Raw genomic sequence first — 19,354 nt, 5'->3', positions numbered from 1 at the left:
TGACACTGATAACAAATTAGATACAATAAAAGCCAGCGATTGGCTGGCCATTATTAACTATTTCTTATCAAACTTGTCGCGCATTTTATCGAAAAATGATTGATTTTGCGTTACATTGATGTCTTCACCACTAGCATCGGCGAATTCTTTCAAAGTTTCTCGTTGCCGTTTATTCAAGTTCCGTGGCGTAACGATATTAACGTTAACCACTTCGTCACCACGACCGGCCCCGTTGACGTTTGGAATTCCTTTGCCTCTCAGACGGAAGTTCGTGCCTGTTTGGGTCCCTGCCGGAATCTTTAGGCTGACTTCGCCATCTTCGGTCTTTTGATCATCATTTAAAGCCCGCACTTTAATTTCACACCCCAGTGCGGCTTGGGCAAATGAAATCGTTTGCTTATAGGTGATCCGAGTTCCTTCACGTTGAAAGTGCTTGCTTGGTTTTACTGAGAATAGGATGTATAAGTCCCCGTAAGGACCTCCATTACTTCCTGCATCCCCTTGTTGTTGTAAACGCATCTGTTGGCCGTCATCTACACCAGCTGGCACCGTAACAGCAATTTCATGGGCTTGTTCAGTCTTACCAGCACCATGACAAGTAGGACACTTTTCCTTGATTTCCTTCCCAGTCCCGTGACAAACTGGACATTCCTGTTGACTTCTAATCCGACCGAGCGGCGTATTTTGTTCAACGGTCACATAGCCATTTCCATGACAGTGTTGACAGGTTTGTGGCTTGGTCCCTGGTTTCGCACCATTTCCACCACAGGTCTGACAGGTCGCTTCACGATTATACTTGATCGTTGTCTTCTTACCGAACACGGCTTCATCAAAATTAAGCCCCATTTGGTATTGAAGATCACGTCCCTGCGTTGGTGCATTCGGGTTATGCGCTTGTTGGCCACCCCCACCAAAGAATTGGCTAAAGATGTCTTCGAAGCCACCGCCACCGAAGCCACCAGCGCCGCCACCGAAGCCGCCGAAACCACCAGCACCGCCGGCGCCACCGCCGCCGAAGCCTTGAGGCCCATCTGCTGATCCGTATTGATCGTAGTTCGCCTTTTTATTCTTATCACTCAATACTTCATATGCTTCAGTGATTTGCTTGAATTTAGCTTCCGCATCGGGTGCCTTGTTAACATCTGGATGGTACTTTGCTGCTAGCTTCCGATATGCACGTTTAATATCGCTTTCACTGGCATCATGATCCAGGCCTAACACCTTGTAATAATCTTCTCCAGCCATTATTTTCCTCCTAAGTTCATATCTATTTTTATTTTAAAGGATTCAAACCCCTAAGACAATAAAAAGCCAAAGTCTAATTCAGCGACTTTGACTTTTTATGACAACGAATTAATAACAATTATTATTTGTTATTGTCCTTCTTATCATCATCGTTAACTTCATGGAAGTCACCGTTAACTGTGTTGTCATCACCCTTAGCAGAATCTGAACCAGCATTTGCACCAGCATCAGCGCCACCTTGAGCTTGTTGATTTTGTTGATATAACTTAGTAGCTAATTCTTGAACTTGCTTTTGTAGTTCATCCTTCTTAGCCTTCATGTCATCAAGGTTGTTTTCTTCCTTGGCCTTCTTCAAAGCAGCTTCAGCATCCTTAGTAGCCTTAATTTCGTCTTCGGATACCTTACCTTCAACATCCTTCAAAGTCTTATCAGTTTGGAAGATCAATTGGTCAACTTCATTCTTTAAGTCGACTTCTTCCTTGCGCTTTTCATCAGCATCGGCATTAGCCTTTGCTTCATCCATCATCTTGTTGATTTCGTCATCAGAAAGGCCATTGGAATCCTTGATGGTAATCTTTTGGGACTTACCTGTTCCCTTATCCTTAGCGGAAACGTTAACGATTCCGTTCTTATCGATATCGAAAGTAACTTCGATTTGAGGAATTCCACGAGGAGCAGCAGGAATATCAGTTAATTGGAATTGACCAAGCGTCTTGTCGTCAGCAGCCATTGGCCGTTCACCTTGTAAGACGTGGATATCAACAGCTGGTTGGTTATCAGCGGCAGTTGAGAAGACTTGACTCTTTGAAGTTGGAATGGTCGTGTTTCTGTCGATCAACTTAGTGAAGACCCCACCCATGGTTTCAATACCAAGGGAAAGTGGCGTAACATCAAGTAGCACAACATCCTTAACATCACCAGTTAGCACCCCACCTTGAACAGCAGCACCATCGGCAACGGCTTCATCAGGGTTAATAGAGTGGTTTGGTTCCTTGCCAGTCCATTGCTTAACAGCTTCTTGAACGGCTGGAATTCTAGTAGAACCACCATTTAAGATAACGTTATCAATGTCAGAAGTTGATAAACCAGCATCCTTCAATGCATTATCGAATGGAGCCTTAGTCTTTTCAACTAAGTCAGCAGTTAATTCATTGAACTTAGAACGACTTAACTTAGCAGTCAAGTGAAGTGGCCCTTCATCACCAGAAGCGATAAATGGAAGGCTGATTTCAGTTTCAGAAACTCCTGAAAGGTCCTTTTTAGCCTTTTCAGCAGCATCCTTTAACCGTTGTAATGCCATCTTATCATTGGATAAGTCAACTCCGTGTTCGCTCTTGAAGCCTTCGATCAACCAGTCCATGATCTTCTTATCGAAGTCATCCCCACCTAAGTGAGTATCACCATTAGTAGAAAGGACTTGGAACACACCGTCACCTAATTCAAGAACGGAAACATCAAAGGTCCCACCACCAAGGTCATATACCAATACCTTTTGGTCGTTATCCTTCTTGTTCAAACCATAAGCTAACGCAGCAGCAGTAGGTTCGTTGATAATCCGCTTAACATCTAATCCAGCAATCTTACCAGCATCCTTAGTTGCTTGTCTTTGGGCATCATCAAAGTATGCAGGAACAGTGATAACTGCCTTGTCCACAGTGTCACCAATGTAGTCTTCAGCAAACTTCTTGATGTATTGTAAGATCATTGCAGAAATTTGTTGTGGAGTGTAGCTCTTACCATCAACATCAACCTTGTAATTGCTGTCACCCATGTGGCTCTTGATTGATGAAATCGTGTTCGGGTTAGTGATCATTTGACGCTTTGCAACTTCCCCAACTTGAATTTCACCATCTTTAAATGCAACGACTGAAGGAGTCGTTCTTGAACCTTCTGGATTAGGAATAATCTTTGGTTCGTTACCTTCAAGAACGGCAACTGCTGAATTAGTAGTTCCTAAATCAATTCCAATAATTTTGTTACTAGCCATAATTTAATTTACCTCACTTTTTATTTTTTATTTATTAATTGTTTGTTTATTTTGCAACAACGACCATCGCTGGACGAATCACACGATCAGCTAATTGATAGCCATCTTGTAATACTTTCACAACGTGATCAGTTGGATGAGCATCATCTGCTGGGACCGTTTGAACGGCTTGACAGAAATTCGGATCAAACTTCTTGCCTTCCGCATCAATTTTTTTAATGTTGCTATCACTCAAAGCCTTAGTTAGGTGGTTCGAAACCATTTCAACCCCTTGTTTAAGTTGTTGACCAGCTTTATCATCCACCTTAACTTCAAGGGCTCGGTTTAAATTATCAACGATCGGTAAAATATTAGTTGCAAGCTTTTGGCCATCATACTTCAAGATGGTTGCTTGGTCTTTTTTAGCCCGATTTTGAACGTTTTGCAACTCAGCTGCAGTCCGTAGATACTTATTTTCCATATCATCCAACTGCCGTTTTAAATCAATAATTGCTTTATCAGCTTGTTTGTCTTCAGCATTAGCTTGCTCATCTGCAGCCTTTAACTTCTCTGTTTCAGTAGCTTCCGCAGAATTTTGCTTTTCTTCATCTTGCTTTTTCTTAGATGCCAAACAAAACCCTCCTCTAGATTTATTTGTTTTCTCCATAGTAACCTAACAAACGCTTGGTAAGCTCTTCTCTAAATGCACTGACCAAGGTAATTACCTTTGAATAAGGCATTCGAGTAGGCCCCAACACAGCAATCATTCCCTTACCGTATTGGCCAACATCATAGGTCCCTGTAATGACACTATAATTTTTCAATAATTCATTACTCATTTCAGAACCGATCTGAACCGAAACACCATCTTCTGAATTTCCTAAAAATTTAGAAATTTCACCAGATTGATTCAACATCGAATACAGCGGTTTGAGATAACTAACATCGCTTTGATTGGTAAAACTCAATAGGTTCATTTCACCACCAACGTAAAGGCGATCTCTAGTTGCTCTCATAAGGACCTCATCCAAGATGTCAATAAAGCCATTCGGAGAATGCAAGTACTTATTAACTTCCATTGGAATTACAGATTTTAGTTGCTCTAATACCACCGATAATGGCTGACCAACAAGTCGATCATTAATCAAATTAACGACTGACTCTAGTTGTTCACCGGTAACACCATCGGAAATGCGGAACAATTCAGTTTCCGCATCCCCATTATCAGTTACCAGAATCGCCATAACACGTTGATCACCTAATGCAACCAATCTAAATCCTTTTAGATGCCTACTTTGAGCCTGCTCTGGCTGCAAAGTCAAAGCAGTATAGTTAGTTAAATCAGATAGGATATTAGCAGATTTTTGAACTAGCTCATCGATCTTATGGTAATTTGAATCTAACGCCTTATGAATGATTTCCAGATCACTCATCGTATTGACCTTTGACAATGTCAAATGATCGACGTAATAACGATAACCATTAATCGATGGAATCCGTCCGGAAGATAAGTGGGTTTTTTCAATTAACCCCATATTTTCCAAAACCACCATTTCATTTCTGATCGTAGCAGAACTAACGTGAAACGGAAGTTGATTAACTAATGCTTTAGAACCAACAGGCGTTCCCGATTGAGTATAATCCTGAACGATTCCAGAAAGAATCAATTCTTGACGTTCTGTTAGCATTAATAATCACTCCTTTTTTAGCACTCATATCCTTCAAGTGCTAAGCTACATATATAATTTACCAAAGGAGCGATTATAAGTCAAGAAAGACACTCACAAATCACTTAAAAACTTTTGAGCCGTTTTTTGATCTTGATGCAGCTGATCGATCAGGGCTTCTACCCCGTTGAACTTAACCTCACCGCGCGTCCAATGGAGCCATTCGATATTTACTACTTCACCATAAATATTTTGATCAAAGTTAAATAAATTAATTTCAACGGTAATGGGATGTGAATCACCAAACGTCACGTTACGGCCAATCGAAGCCATCCCATCGTACCATTGATCACCAATTTGCATCCTTACAATGTAGATTCCAATTGCTGGCAACCATTGATATTCGCTATGCTCCACGTTAGCGGTTGGAAAGCCCAACTCACGCCCGCGAGCAAATCCATGCACAATAGTTCCCGTAGTAACGAAGGGCCTGCCTAACAACCGATTAACGGTATCAATATGACCATCATCTAGGTTTTGGCGAATCCGAGTAGAACTCACTTTTTTATTGTCAATATCAAAGGATGCAACATCAACCACTTCAAAACGATTCTTTACATATTGAGGTAATAAATTCATATCAGCATTCTTTTTTCCATAAGTATGATCAAAACCAGCAACTACCTCCACTGCATTAAAGCGACAAAGATAATTATCGACGAATTCCTGTGGACTTTGCGCTTGGAATGCATTTGTATAACTAATCTGGAATACGATGTCAACGCCTAAGCGCTCAAAGAGTTCCATTTTATAATCCATCAGCGTTAAGTAACGCTTATCATGCGCGTTTAATTGTTGATATACGATTGATGGATGATGATCATAAGTTAAAACTGCTAATTTAACTCCGCGTCTTTCAGCAATTGATTTTGCTCGATTGATTATTTGCTGATGACCCAAATGGAGCCCATCAAAAAAACCCATTGCAAGCACAACCGGTTCATTCAAATTTAAATCTTTCATTGGATGGTGAATCTTTAAAATTTTCATTGTAAACTCCTAATTGACACTAAACATTTTTAATGGTTTATAAAATCCCTGTGCATGATTGTAATAGTACAACGCCTTAATTTGCTGATTAAACCTTACAGCAATTTCATCATTATCCATATTAATATCTTGGGGACTTAAAAATCCACCATTTTGCACCGTTTTCCACTGGTTCGGGCTCAATTCAATACTTGGATATCCACCCAGTGCATGATCAATTGGATACAAAACATTACTAATGTTGCCATCTTCCATCGCTACTTTCACTTGACTTAGCGTAACCGATTCATCAATCGTAAAGCCGCCACTCTTAATCCTAGTAAGATCAGACATTACAGCTGGTACCCCTAAGATTTGGCCAACCATAAACGATAAAGTGCGGACATAGGTTCCCTTTCCACAACCTACTTCGAACTTGATTCGCTGAACTTGTTCTTCTTTATCATATTCAATGGGAGCAATAATTTTAAAGTAGTCAATGCGAACGTGCCGCTGGGGCCGTGTTACAGTTTCACCCGCCCGTGCATATTCGTATAAACGGCGACCATTGACTTTTACAGCTGAATACATTGGTGGAATTTGTAACAGTTCTGGTTGAACCAACTGTTGCATCGCCTGATTAATTGATGCTTCTGAAAACGGATCCGTAATTGCCTTCCGTTCAACAACATCGCCATCTAAATCCTCGGTGGTCGTTGACATCCCAAGGGTGATCTCTCCTCGATAAACTTTTCCAGAATTCATCAAAAAATCAACCACCTTAGTTGCACTACCGATACAAATTGGTAAAACACCGTCAACGTTTGGATCGAGCGTTCCACTATGTCCAATTTTTTTAGTTTGCAAAATTCCACGTAGTTTTCTGACGCAATCGAAACTAGTCATTCCACGTTGTTTGTTCAATGGGATGATTCCATCCATAATTAACGACTCCCTATCTTTTCTCTAATTAATATTAATTGAAACATAAAAAGAGTAGATAACAAATGATTATTACCTACTCTTTTAAAATTATTTATCTTCGCGTTGTAATTTATTGATCAATTGATCAATCTTACTCCCGTATTGAATTGAATCATCTAATTCAAAATGAATTTCTGGTGTCTTATAGACGTTTCTTAACCGAGCGCCTAATGCACTTCTAATCATTCCGGTTGCCTTATCCAATCCCTTTTGGGTATTTTCTTCATCACTCTTTTTATCAGAGAGAATGCTGTAAAAGATCGTTGCTTGTTGAAGATCACCAGTGACTTCCACTCCGGTAATTGTAACGCCCTTAACTCTGGGGTCACGTACTTCCTTCAATAACAAATCATTAACTTCTCTTTGAATTTCTTGTTGTAGTCGCCCTACACGATATTGTGCCATAGTATCCTCCTTAATCGAATTATTCGATTGGAACTTCTTTCATAATGTAGGCTTCAATAACATCATTGACCTTAATATCATTATAATTTTCAATTGTAAGCCCACATTCAAAACCTTGTTTAACGCTCTTAGCGTCATCTTTAAAGCGTTTTAAACTGCCAAGTTCGCCATCAAAAATCACAACATTGTCCCTAATTAACCGTACCTTACTATCACGGTTAATATAACCTGAGATTACCATCCCCCCAGCAATTGTTCCGATCTTAGAAGCTTTATAAATTTCTCTCACTTCAACTTGACCAGTAACTTCTTCCTTATATGTGGGTTCTAGCATTCCCTTCATAGCGGATTCCACTTCATCGATTGCATCGTAAATCACTTGATGTAAACGAATATCAACGTTATCGCTTTCAGCTTGGGCCTTAGCTTGTGGGGTGGGACGAACACTAAATCCAATAATGATTGCGTTACTTGCCTCTGCTAAGGCAACATCACTTTCATTAATGGCTCCAACTCCGGTATGAATGATATTAACACGCACTCCTTCTACTTCAATCTTTTGAAGACTAGAAGAAAGTGCTTCGACTGAACCTTGAACATCAGCTTTAATAATAATATCAACTTGCTTCATTTCACCTTCTTTAAGTGAATCGAACAAGTTATCCAATGTAACATGGTTCGTTTGACGACGATCATTTTCTTGAGCTGCTTGAGCCCGTTTTTCTCCAGCAGCACGGGCGGTCTTTTCATCATCAAAGACAATAAACCGATCCCCTGCTTCTGGAACGTCGTTCAATCCAGTAATTCCAACAGGAGTTGATGGGGTGGCTTCCTTCATTTCTTGGTTATGTTCATTAACCATAGTCCGCACTCGACCAAAGGTATCCCCAACTACAATCGGATCTCCAACGTGCATGGTCCCTTGTTGAACTAACAGCGTTGCAACGGTTCCCTTTCCACGATCAAGACGAGCTTCGATTACTGAACCAGCAGCATTTTGCCGTGGATTAGCCTTTAATTCCATCACTTCAGCTTGCAATAGGATCATGTCCAATAATTCATCAACGTTGGTCCCGAATTTAGCTGAAATTTTTACAAAGATGGTATCGCCACCCCAGTCTTCAGGAATTAATCCGTAGTTACTAAGTTGTTCAGTAACGTGATCTGGGTTGGCCCCTGGCTTATCAATCTTATTGATTGCAACGATAATTGGGGTCTTTGCAGCCTTAGCATGGTTGATGGCTTCGATGGTTTGTGGCATTACTCCATCATCAGCAGCAACCACTAAAATCGTAATATCAGTAATATCAGCTCCACGTGCCCGCATGGCAGTAAAAGCAGCATGACCAGGAGTATCCAAGAAAGTAATTGTCTTTTTATCATGCTTAACTTGATAAGCACCAATTCCTTGGGTAATCCCACCAGCTTCACCAGAAGTAATGTGAGAATGTCTCAAGTAATCCAATAGGGTGGTTTTACCATGATCAACGTGTCCCATGATCGTAACCACTGGTGGTCTGTTTTCTTGATAAGCCGTGTTGTGTTCTTCTTCATCAAATAACTTATCAAGATCAGAAACGTTAACTTCTTCTTTTTCCTTGGCTTCAATTCCGTAGTCAGTGGCTAGCAATTCAATGGTTTCATTATCCAATGATTTGTTTTGGTTAACCATAACCCCAAGCATGAATAACTTTTTAACAATTTCAGCAGGTTCTCTGTGAAGGACCTTCCCAATTTCTTGTGCATTCATCCCATCAGTATATTCTAATACCTTTGGAAGTGGATGATCCTTCCGTTTAGGAGCATCGTTATGCTTATGAATTTGGCGAATTCGTTGATTCTTAGTGTATTTACTATTGAAATTGTTATTCCGCTTGTTAAACTTCTTCTTGTTCTTCCGATTATTTTTGTTAAAACCGTTCGAATTATTACTAGAATTATTAGTATTTCGACCAGAACCAGATTGAACGTTATTTCTTTGCCCATTCGAATTATTAGACCGATGGTTATTATTTGACTGACTAGCATTACTATGACTAGGTTTATTATTAATTTGGTGGCCCCCCTGTCTTTTGTCAGCATGGCTATTTTGGTTTCGGTTTTGATTGCCACCATGTTGTTGATTATTTTGTGGTTTAGAATTAGTTCGTGTCGTTGATTTAGCTGAATTACTCTTTAATGCAGCTCTAATTTGCTTTTCTTGGTTATCATCAATCGTAGACATATGGTTATGAACCGAGATACCCTTACTATTAGCACTGTTAATTAGTTGCTTGCTGGTAACATTGAGCTCTTTAGCTAATTCATAAATACGCTTTTTACCCATATAATCACTATCCTTTAACTATTTTTTATTTCAGAAAGCTTTCTGGCAAAGCCACGATCAGTAATTCCAATCATTGTTCGGGGAGCACCGATTGCATCGCTTAATTCCTGTTTAGAAATAAAGTGATGGTATTCAACCTGATACGAACCCGCTTTGTCAATAAACTTCTTGGTAGATGATTGTCCGGTATCGCTTGCAATAATCAAAAGAGCAACTTGATGCTTTTTAATTGCATTTAAAATAATTGCCTCGCCAGTAACTACCTTACCAGCTCTTTTGGCGATTCCGATTAAATTTAAATATTTTTGATTATTCATTTTCAAATAATTTTTTTCTTGCTTGTTCATGATCAGTATAAGCAATTAAATCATCGTAAAATTGATCATCAACATTAGTGTCAAAAACCTTGTTAAATGTTTTTTTAGCCTTAGCTTGCTTTGCAATTTCTACATCCATTGAGATATAAGCACCGCGCCCGGCTTTTTTACCAGTTTTATCAATGCTTACGTTGCCTTCTTTATCACGGACGATTCTAATCAACTCTTTTTTAGGAGCCATTTCACCCGTGACAATATCTTTACGCATTGGAACCTTTCGACGTCGCATTTGAACCTCCCTACTGATAACTAATCAGCGTTTTCATCATTATCAGGATCTTCAGCAGCAGTGTGATTTTCATAAATATTTTCATCTGCTTCTGATTCTGACTTAATATCAATTTTAAATCCAGTTAACTTAGCAGCTAATCGAGCGTTTTGTCCACGCTTCCCAATTGCTAATGATAATTGATAATCAGGTACAATCACCGTACAAGCTTGATCGTTTTCAGGGTCGAAAATAACATCGACTACTTCAGACGGATTCAAAGCGTTGGCAATGAACTTCGCCTTATCGTCAGTCCATTCAACAATATCCATGTTTTCGCCACCAAGTTCATTTACGATTGTTTGAACCCGTTGTCCCTTAGGACCAACAGTGGTTCCAACAGGATCTATATCAGGGTTATTAGAGCGAACCGCTACTTTTGAGCGGTCCCCAGCTTCCCTAGCAATTGAGACAATTTCAACAGTTCCATCGTAGATTTCAGGAACTTCTTGTTCAAATAAACGCTTTAATAGTCCAGGTGCCGTTCTGCTAACAAATACTTGAGGGCCCTTAGAAGCGTTTTCAACCTTAGTAACATATACCTTGATTTTATCTTGTGGTCGATATTCTTCATTTGGCATCTGGTTACTAACAGGCATTACAGCTTCGACCTTGCCAAGATTAATGTAAACAAAACGACTATCTGAACGTTCTACTTCTCCAGTAATTAACTCATCTTGGTATTGACTAAATTGATTATAAACCATTTCCCGTTCAGCTTCTCGAACCCGTTGCATAATTACCTGCTTTGCAGTTTGGGCAGCGATGCGACCAAAATTCTTAGGAGTAACTTCGATCTTGATGTCATCACCAACTTCATAACCATGGCTAATTAAAAGGGCATCTTTAATACTATATTCAGTCTGGGCATCTTCAACCACGTCAACAATCTTTTTAACAGCATAGACGTGAATATCACCCTTCTTATTATCAAATTCTACATCTACATTTTGTGATTGACCATAATTACGCTTATAAGCAGAAGTCAAAGCTGCCTCTAAAGCGTCGATAATGGTTTCCTTCTTAATGCCCTTTTCTTTTTCTAAAGCATCAAAAGCACCCAATAATTCTTTACTCATTCCGATTCTCCTTTAAATTAAAACTTAATTGCGAGTCTAACTTTAGCAATTGCTTTTGCAGGAATTGTTAACTCCCTAAAGACACTCATGTCGTTATATTCAATTACTAAATCGTTTTCTTCTGTAACTCCCTTTAAAGTCCCTTCGTATACCTTATTTTGCTTAATTGGATAATACAATGAAACGTTAATATAGCTACCAATTGCTTCTTCAATCTCTTTTGCATTTCTCAAGGGGCGTTCTGCGCCGGGAGATGATACTTCTAAATAATAAGCTTGTGGGATTGGATCAGGATCCATTGCATCTAATTCTTCACCTAATTGATCGCTAATGATTGCACAATCTTCAATCGTAATACCGTTAGGTTTATCAATATAAACCCGTAAATACCACTTTTGGCTTTCTTTAACGTATTCAATATCGAACAATTCAAAATGATGTTCATTTAAAATCGGTGTTAAGATATCTTTCACAATCTCAGGAACGTTACTCAATTTGTATGCATACCTCCTATTAAATCCAATAAAAAGAGTGAGCATCCCTGCTCACTCCTTTAAACGAGTATTAATTACTAGTAGTAATATACCATAAGTTAGGATTAAACTCAAATCATAGCATGTCGAATAGGCTCAACTGATTTTCATCTGGCAATCCTTTCAACACTCCATTTTCATCCATAAATTCAATGATCTTTTTAGAAACCTTGCCACGTTTAGCCAGGTCTTCCTTGGATAAGAACGATTTGTCTTCTCTAGCAGCCACGATTTGTTTTGCAACGTTCAACCCAAGCCCTGGAATCGCCCGAAATGGTGCTAATAGCTTATTTCCTTCAATAATCCATTTTTCAGCATCAGAACGCTTTAAATCGATCATTTCAAACTCAAACCCACGTTCTAACATTTCGTTGGCTAATTCTAAGACCGTTAACAAGTTCTTATCCTTAGCAGATGCTTCGTTGCCTTGATCTTGAATCGTTTTCATCGCTTCTTTGACAGACTCTTTTCCGCTTGCCATGGCAACTACATCAAAATCATCAGCTCGAATCGAGAAATAAGCAGCATAGTAAACGATTGGGAAGTACACCTTAAAGTATGCTACCCGCAGGGCCATTAGAACGTAAGCTGCGGCATGGGCACGTGGGAACATATACTTAATTTTTAAACAAGATTGAATGTACCATTCTGGAATTTTGGCTGCGTTCATCTCTTTACGCCATTCATCCTTAATTCCACGACCCTTCCGAACTGATTCCATGATTTGGAAAGCCGTTTCAGAATCAAGACCCCAGTTAATTAAATCAGTCATAATATTATCACGACAACCAATTACGTTAGCGATCGTTGCAGTCCCGTCCTTAATAATCTCATCAGCATTTCCTAGCCAAACATCGGTCCCATGGGATAAACCAGAAATTTGCAGAAGTTGCGAATAGTTTTGCGGGTGGGTCTGTTCTAACATACCCCGTACGAACTTCGTCCCAAATTCAGGCACCCCTAATGTCCCCGTTTTGGATTGAATTTGTTCTGGGGTCACACCTAATACGTCCGTTCCTGAAAAAATTGACATAACTCCTTGATCATCCATTGGGATCGTTTGTGGATCAATTCCAGAAAGGTCTTGAAGTGCTCTGATCATGGTCGGATCATCATGTCCCAAAATATCCATTTTGAGGATGTTATCATGAATGGAATGGAAATCAAAGTGCGTCGTTTCCCATTCGGCTTTTTGATCATTGGCGGGATATTGGATGGGAGTAAAGTCATAAATATCCATATCGCTCGGCACAATAATGATTCCAGCTGGATGTTGACCAGTAGTCCTTTTCACACCGACATCGCCTTGGGCCAGTCGATCGATTTCAGCAGAACGAATATTTTGTTCAGTATCGCGTTCATAAGCCTTTACGTAACCATAGGCTGTCTTATCAGCAACCGTTCCAATCGTTCCAGCACGGTAAACATTGTCTTCACCGAACAACACCTTCATGTAGTTATGAGCGATTGGTTGATAATCACCTGAGAAGTTCAAATCAATATCTGGAACCTTGTTTCCCTTAAACCCTAGGAACGTTTCAAATGGAATGTTTTGCCCATCACCGATCATTTCAGTTCCACACTTCGGACAATTTTTACGTGGTAAATCGTATCCAGAAGCATATTCACCCTTCGTATAGAAATGAGAATATCTACATTTAGGGCAACGGTAATGTGGTGGCAGTGGGTTCACTTCAGTAATCCCAGCCATTGTAGCAACCAAACTAGATCCAACGGACCCACGAGAACCAACTAAATAACCATCCTTATTACTTTTGAACACTAGTTTTTGAGCAATTAAATAAATGACTGAAAATCCATGGCTAATGATACTATCTAATTCTCGATCAACCCGCTTTTTAACTAAATCAGGAAGCGGGTCGCCATAATAATCAAAGGCTCTGTTGTAGGTAAGTTTTTTTATCTCATCTTCCGCCCCATCAATATGTGGGGTATATAACTTATCCTTAACAGGCTTGATATCATCATCGATCATATCAGCAATTAAATTGGAATTTTTAACCACAATTTGATTGGCTACTTCATCGCCAAGATAGCTAAAGTCATTCAACATTTCATCAGTTGATAAGAAATGGACTTCAGGAAGCTTTTGCCTACTAAGTGGGTTGGCTCCACCTTGAGAATGAATCAAAATTTTACGATAGATGTATTCGTGAGGGTCTACGTAATGGGCATCACCAGTTGCAACCACTGGTTTATCCAATTCTTGTCCTAAGGTAACCATATTGTTGATGATTTCATGTAAATGCGCTTGATCATGAATAAATTGAGAATCAATCAATGGTTGATAATTAGCTTGTGGTTGAACCTCCAAGTAATCATAAAATTGAGCCTTTTGACGTGCTTCTTCCATTCCCTTTTGGACCATGGCGGTAAAAACTTCACCAGAAGCACATGCTGAACCAACTAAAATACCCTCCCGATATTTAACTAATACGCTACGCGGAATCCGTGGAACCCGATAAAAATATTCTACGTTAGATAACGAAACTAGTTTGAAGAGGTTTTTCAATCCGGATTGGGTTTTAGCCAGCAGGGTGACATGAAACGGTCGAGCGTGTTTATAAGCACTATGCTCTGTCATATGATCATTTAATTGATCTTGATATTTAATTCCATATCGATCTTCAGCCGTCTTTAAGAAAATATAATTTAAATGGCCTGTACTTTCCGCATCGTATACCGCACGATGATGATGTTCCAAGCTAACATCAAATTTTTTCGCAAGGGTATTTAAACGGTAACTCTTTAAGTTAGGATACAAAAAACGTGCTAACGGCAACGTATCAATAATTGGATTAGTAATTTTACTCATTCCATAGCGTTCGTATCCAGCATTCATAAAGCCCACATCGAAGGTTACGTTATGCCCAACTACAATTGCATCTCCGCAGAATTCCCGAAACATCTTTAAAACCGTTTCTTCACTTTTGGAACCCTTTACCATGTCATCAGTAATGGATGTTAAATTAGTTGTAAATTCACTTAAATGGAACCCTGGATCAATAAACTCTTCAAATTGAGCAGTAACGTTATTATGAACCATTTTAACAGCAGAAACTTCAATAATCTTATCATAAATTGCTGATAATCCTGTCGTTTCAATATCAAACACAACATAAGTTGCGGTCTTTAAATCGCGATGGTCGTTATTAAACCCGATTTCCATTCCATCATCAACAACGTTAGCTTCTACACCGTAAATCATTTTCAAATCGTTATTTTCACCAGCACTATATGCTGATGGAAAGCCTTGTAATGCAGAATGGTCCGTAATTGCCAATGCCTTGTGACCCCATTGTTTAGCCCGTTTGGCAAATGCATCGATCCCATCGATGGCATCCATTTGACTCATATTGGTGTGTAGATGCAATTCAACCCGCTTATCCTTAGCAGTATCTTGTCTTTCTTGATGGGTCGTCGTATTAATATCGTACGGATTCATGGTTAATTCATGCGTATAATTATCCTCTTGAACGCTACCACGGAGTTTTAGCCAGCCACCCTTTTGAATTGCTTCAAATTGAGCTTCATCTTGTTCGTTACGGGAGAATTTCTTAACTACGATTGATGAACTGAAGTCGGTCACCTTAAAAATCAATAACTGCCGACCAGAACGTAGTGAACGAACTTCTTTATCAAAAACAAAACCATTCAAGACAACCGATCGTTCCTCTTGAACAATATCAATTAACTTAGTGACATCAGCATCATCACTAATTAATTTACCAAAAATAACGGGGCCGTTTGTAATGGGAGCATTTTTAGCTTTGCTTTCACGATTTGCATTCGCTTTTTTTATGGCAGCAATAGCCTTTTTAGTAATCTCGGCATCCCGTTTTTCCCTTATATTTTTGATTTCTCTAATTTTAGATTGCGTCTCACTTTGATTAACGAAAGTATTGATCGTAAACTTAGGAAATCCACACATCGTATAACATTCTTCAATTTTACCCAATGCATGGTCAATCAAAAAGGTTTTGAGTTCTTCATTTTCTACAACCAAATTGACACGATCATCATTAACGCTTGGCACACTAGTATCACAAATTTGTTTTGCCATCATGGAATTCAAGTTGCTATTATTAACGACCCAATTCCAGTATTCCTTAACTAAATGGTTATCTAATTTTGGTCTATCAACTTGAATCTCAAAACTAACGTTCACTAATGATTCAAAGGTCGTAAAAAGGCGATGGATAAAGTCATTAAAAACTTGAAATGGTAATTGTTCTAAGAAATGAAATTTAAAATGCCATTCCCTACTCTTTTTATGAACCACTAATTGGGTAATTTCAGCATTTTTAAAACATTCATCATCTCTATGGGCATTCATTTCTAGCTGACTTAGTAATTGATTAAATAATTCATGATTATTCAATTGATTGAACTCCCTTCTATTAAGATTAAAAAAGGACTGCAAAACAGCCCTCTCTTAATAATTTAATTCAATTCTTTTTGTAAAATTCCAATTGTACTAATAAGTTCGGCTTTTTTAACCTCTAGGGTTTCACCAGTTTTTCTAATCTTAATTTCAACGATTCCATCACTAGCTTTCTTACCGACGGTTACTCTAATTGGGATCCCAATCAAATCTGAATCAGCAAACTTAACACCAGCGCGTTCCTTACGATCGTCGTTTAATACATCATAACCAGCAGTGGTTAAATCAGTTTCAATTTCATTAGCAAGGTCCATTTGATCAGCTTTTTTGGCGTTAACTGGAATAACATGAATATCAAATGGTGCAATTGAAGTTGGCCACACTAGTCCATCTTCATCGGCTTGTTGTTCAGAAACAGCTGATAATAAACGGCTGACCCCAATTCCGTAAGAACCCATAATAATTGGTTTTTTACGGCCATTTGCATCTAAAACATCTGCTCCTAAAATTTTAGAATATCGCGTCCCTAACTTGAAAACATGTCCAATTTCAATTCCCTTTGTAAATTGTAATTTTTCTGAACCATCAGGGGATAAATCACCCTTTTGAACGACCCTAAAGTCATCATAAGCACTGACCTTAAAATCACGATCAGGATTAACGTTAACGTAATCATAGCCATCTTCATTCGCACCGACAACGGTATTAACCATGTCCTTAACATATTGATCAGCTAACACTTTCACATCGTCAGAAACCCCAATTGGCCCTACATAACCAGCAGGCGCTCCCATAAATTTCAGAACTTGTTCCTCATTAGCAACGTCTAAGAAATCAGCACCTAGATAGTTCTTGAGCTTAACATCATTTACTTCATGATCGCCTCTAACCATTACTAATACGGGACTTTCATCAGCGATGAATAATACGCTCTTAATGATTTGACTTGGCTTTACGGATAAGAAAGTGGCTAACTTTTCAATCGTCTTAGTGTCTGGAGTCGCCTTTTTTTCTAATTCAAGTGGTTGTTCATCAGACTTACTAGGGATATATGCACACTTTGCCATTTCAATATTAGCAGCATAGTCACCATTATCTGAATATACGATCGTATCTTCACCAACGGCAGCTGGGGCAGAAAATTCAATTGAATCTGAGCCACCCATTGCACCACCATCACCAATGATCATTCGATAATCAAGACCAATTTCGTCGAAAATTTGGCAGTAAGCTTTTTCCATATCATGATAAACCTTATCTAATCCTTCATCGTCAACAGTAAAGGAATAAGCATCCTTCATAATGAATTCACGACCACGAAGTAATCCATATCTAGGACGATCTTCATCCCGATATTTAGACTGAATTTGATAAAGGACCAGTGGTAATTTTTTATAAGAATCGACCGAGTTCTTTAATAGCTCGGTGAACGTTTCCTCGTGAGTAGGGCCCAAGATAAAGTCAGTATCATGACGATTCTTAAACTTAAATAATTCTGGCCCGTAGGTATCATAACGACCGGAATCCTTCCATAGTTTAGCTGGTAAAACATCCGGCATTAACATTTCATTAGCATTAGTAGCATCCATATGCTTACGAATGATTGCTTCAATTTTAGTGATTACTCGATAAGCAAGTGGTAAATACGCATACATTCCAGCAGATACCTGTCTAATGTACCCTGCTCTAAGCATCATTTGATGACTAAGTGCTTCCGCACCATTGGGAACTTCCTTCAGGGTTGGAATCAGCATCGCAGATTGTTTCATTTAAAACACCTCTAAATAAGATTTAATGGATAAAGAATCTTTCAATATCATTCCATGTAACTAGAATCATTAAAATAATCATAAACGCAAAACCAATAAGTGTAATCGTTGTTTCAACTTTTTCTGAAAGTGGTTTTCGACGAATTACCTCAACAATATTCATAACAATTTTACCACCATCTAAGGCAGGAATTGGCAATAAATTCATAATTGCTAAATTAATTGATAGAAAAGCAATAAAATAAATGATTCCCCCAATTCCTAGTTGAGCAGCCTGAGAGGTATTAGCAAAAATTGCGACCGGACCACCCAAGTCATTTAACGAAAAGTGGCCTGTGATCATTGTCCAAATTGAAGATAATAAAGATTTAGCAGTATCGTAAGTTTGGGTAAATCCTGATAACAGCATTGCAGAAAAATTAGAATTTGAACTTCTTTGAATCCCAATTTCAGCAGTTTTCTTGCCATTTTGTGAAACCACCTTAGGCTTTAAAGTGATATTCTTGGTTTGATTGCCCCGTTCAATGGTTAAGTTTAAATCATCTCCATTTGCCTTACTAGCAATTGTCGATGCTAACGATTGCCAGTTATTAGTGCTGACACCGTTAACCTTTGTGATTTCATCGCCATTCTTAATTCCAGCATCACGAGCAACATTAACGTTATCAGCTAATTTAATTTGATTGGAATTATTTAAAACGCCACCTTGTACAAAAGAAAAAATCGTATAAGCAACGATTGCTAATAAGATATTACAAATAACCCCTGCGAAGTTAGTTGCCATGCGACGCCAAACGGTTGCGGATTGGACTTGAACGTCAAGTGGTGCAATCTGTAACTCCGTCCCGTCTTCTTCGATAACAACAGCATCGTGATCAACAGAATAACGTTTTACCTCTGATTCATTTCCATTTTCATAACCTTGAATCCACAATTCCTTTTCTAAATCGGCTTCGGTAACTACCAATGGAATTCCATTGAACAATGAATTTTTATTACTAGTATTAATTTTTTCTACAATTCCCTGATCATTTAGTTGCAAAGTAACCGTCATCCCAGGGCGTAGACTTTCTTCATCATCGTATCCCCCAGCCATTCGAACGTAACCACCTAACGGCAAAATTCTAAGCGTGTAGGTAGTCCCGTTGTAACGGTGAGCAAATATTTTAGGACCCATTCCAATTGAAAATTCACGAACCATAATTCCACACTTTTTTGCAACAATAAAGTGGCCAAATTCATGAACAGAAACTAAGATCCCAAAAACAATAATGAATGCAATTATAGTTGTAAACATCGTT

General features: G+C 38.8%; 15 protein-coding genes. All 15 read right to left on the bottom strand.

The features are described from left to right. Positions 1-57: 57 nt before the first annotated feature. The gene (gene dnaJ / locus ACSVI6_RS03980; protein ID WP_491716184.1) at positions 58-1,245 is read right to left on the bottom strand and encodes a molecular chaperone DnaJ; all 1,188 of its coding nucleotides are present in this window, start codon (positions 1,243-1,245) and stop codon (positions 58-60) included. A 121-nt stretch (positions 1,246-1,366) separates the two neighbouring features. Then, the gene (dnaK, locus tag ACSVI6_RS03975) at positions 1,367-3,232 is read right to left on the bottom strand and encodes a molecular chaperone DnaK (protein ID WP_491716183.1); all 1,866 of its coding nucleotides are present in this window, start codon (positions 3,230-3,232) and stop codon (positions 1,367-1,369) included. A gap of 46 nt (positions 3,233-3,278) precedes the next feature. Then, positions 3,279-3,842 carry a nucleotide exchange factor GrpE gene (grpE, locus tag ACSVI6_RS03970; RefSeq protein WP_491716182.1) on the bottom strand — a complete coding sequence of 188 codons (564 nt, stop codon included), beginning with the start codon at positions 3,840-3,842 and terminating at the stop codon, positions 3,279-3,281. 19 nt (positions 3,843-3,861) lie between these two features. Further along, positions 3,862-4,899 (bottom strand): heat-inducible transcriptional repressor HrcA, encoded by a 1,038-nt coding sequence (gene hrcA, locus ACSVI6_RS03965; RefSeq protein WP_491720099.1) that lies wholly within the window; start codon positions 4,897-4,899, stop codon positions 3,862-3,864. Between the two features lie 93 nt (positions 4,900-4,992). Next, entirely contained in the window at positions 4,993-5,928 is a 936-nt protein-coding gene (gene ribF, locus ACSVI6_RS03960; protein ID WP_491720492.1) for a riboflavin biosynthesis protein RibF, read from the bottom strand. A 9-nt stretch (positions 5,929-5,937) separates the two neighbouring features. After that, entirely contained in the window at positions 5,938-6,849 is a 912-nt protein-coding gene (gene truB, locus ACSVI6_RS03955; RefSeq protein ID WP_491720491.1) for a tRNA pseudouridine(55) synthase TruB, read from the bottom strand. A gap of 90 nt (positions 6,850-6,939) precedes the next feature. Then, positions 6,940-7,296 carry a 30S ribosome-binding factor RbfA gene (gene rbfA / locus ACSVI6_RS03950; protein ID WP_491716178.1) on the bottom strand — a complete coding sequence of 119 codons (357 nt, stop codon included), beginning with the start codon at positions 7,294-7,296 and terminating at the stop codon, positions 6,940-6,942. Between the two features lie 19 nt (positions 7,297-7,315). Further along, the gene (gene infB, locus ACSVI6_RS03945; RefSeq protein WP_491720490.1) at positions 7,316-9,622 is read right to left on the bottom strand and encodes a translation initiation factor IF-2; all 2,307 of its coding nucleotides are present in this window, start codon (positions 9,620-9,622) and stop codon (positions 7,316-7,318) included. Positions 9,623-9,636: 14 nt separating this feature from the next. Beyond that, a complete protein-coding gene (locus ACSVI6_RS03940) occupies positions 9,637-9,939 on the bottom strand; it encodes a L7Ae/L30e/S12e/Gadd45 family ribosomal protein (RefSeq protein WP_491716176.1) in 303 nt (100 codons plus the stop codon). Then, positions 9,932-10,228, bottom strand: a complete 297-nt coding sequence (rnpM, locus tag ACSVI6_RS03935) for an RNase P modulator RnpM (RefSeq protein WP_491716175.1) — start codon at positions 10,226-10,228, stop codon at positions 9,932-9,934. The genes ACSVI6_RS03940 and rnpM overlap by 8 nt, the downstream gene beginning before the upstream one ends. Before the next feature lie 20 nt (positions 10,229-10,248). Beyond that, on the bottom strand, positions 10,249-11,346 hold the full coding sequence (gene nusA, locus ACSVI6_RS03930; protein WP_491716174.1) for a transcription termination factor NusA: 1,098 nt from the start codon (positions 11,344-11,346) through the stop codon (positions 10,249-10,251). 17 nt (positions 11,347-11,363) lie between these two features. After that, positions 11,364-11,840, bottom strand: coding sequence for a ribosome maturation factor RimP (gene rimP, locus ACSVI6_RS03925; RefSeq protein ID WP_491716173.1), 477 nt, complete (start codon positions 11,838-11,840; stop codon positions 11,364-11,366). Between the two features lie 115 nt (positions 11,841-11,955). Further along, on the bottom strand, positions 11,956-16,281 hold the full coding sequence (locus ACSVI6_RS03920) for a PolC-type DNA polymerase III (protein ID WP_491720489.1): 4,326 nt from the start codon (positions 16,279-16,281) through the stop codon (positions 11,956-11,958). A 62-nt stretch (positions 16,282-16,343) separates the two neighbouring features. Beyond that, positions 16,344-18,053 carry a proline--tRNA ligase gene (locus tag ACSVI6_RS03915; RefSeq protein WP_491716171.1) on the bottom strand — a complete coding sequence of 570 codons (1,710 nt, stop codon included), beginning with the start codon at positions 18,051-18,053 and terminating at the stop codon, positions 16,344-16,346. A 22-nt stretch (positions 18,054-18,075) separates the two neighbouring features. Then, positions 18,076-19,350 carry an RIP metalloprotease RseP gene (gene rseP, locus ACSVI6_RS03910; protein ID WP_491720094.1) on the bottom strand — a complete coding sequence of 425 codons (1,275 nt, stop codon included), beginning with the start codon at positions 19,348-19,350 and terminating at the stop codon, positions 18,076-18,078. Between the last annotated feature and the right edge of the window lie 4 nt (positions 19,351-19,354).

It is taken from the genome of Nicoliella sp. ESL1106 (assembly GCF_058509965.1).
The sequence above is the reverse complement of the archived record's forward strand: the minus strand, read 5'-3'. Positions and strand labels throughout refer to the sequence as shown.

Excerpts from the sequence above, each read along its gene's own strand:
- truB (WP_491720491.1), bottom strand. The coding sequence starts at position 6,849 with ATGGATGGAATCATCCCATTGAACAAACAACGTGGAATGACTAGTTTC.
- nusA (WP_491716174.1), bottom strand. The coding sequence starts at position 11,346 with ATGAGTAAAGAATTATTGGGTGCTTTTGATGCTTTAGAAAAAGAAAAG.
- ACSVI6_RS03915 (WP_491716171.1), bottom strand. The coding sequence starts at position 18,053 with ATGAAACAATCTGCGATGCTGATTCCAACCCTGAAGGAAGTTCCCAAT.
- ribF (WP_491720492.1), bottom strand. The coding sequence starts at position 5,928 with ATGAAAATTTTAAAGATTCACCATCCAATGAAAGATTTAAATTTGAAT.
- ACSVI6_RS03940 (WP_491716176.1), bottom strand. The coding sequence starts at position 9,939 with ATGAATAATCAAAAATATTTAAATTTAATCGGAATCGCCAAAAGAGCT.
- hrcA (WP_491720099.1), bottom strand. The coding sequence starts at position 4,899 with ATGCTAACAGAACGTCAAGAATTGATTCTTTCTGGAATCGTTCAGGAT.
- dnaK (WP_491716183.1), bottom strand. The coding sequence starts at position 3,232 with ATGGCTAGTAACAAAATTATTGGAATTGATTTAGGAACTACTAATTCA.
- dnaJ (WP_491716184.1), bottom strand. The coding sequence starts at position 1,245 with ATGGCTGGAGAAGATTATTACAAGGTGTTAGGCCTGGATCATGATGCC.
- rbfA (WP_491716178.1), bottom strand. The coding sequence starts at position 7,296 with ATGGCACAATATCGTGTAGGGCGACTACAACAAGAAATTCAAAGAGAA.
- rseP (WP_491720094.1), bottom strand. The coding sequence starts at position 19,350 with ATGTTTACAACTATAATTGCATTCATTATTGTTTTTGGGATCTTAGTT.
- infB (WP_491720490.1), bottom strand. The coding sequence starts at position 9,622 with ATGGGTAAAAAGCGTATTTATGAATTAGCTAAAGAGCTCAATGTTACC.
- rnpM (WP_491716175.1), bottom strand. The coding sequence starts at position 10,228 with ATGCGACGTCGAAAGGTTCCAATGCGTAAAGATATTGTCACGGGTGAA.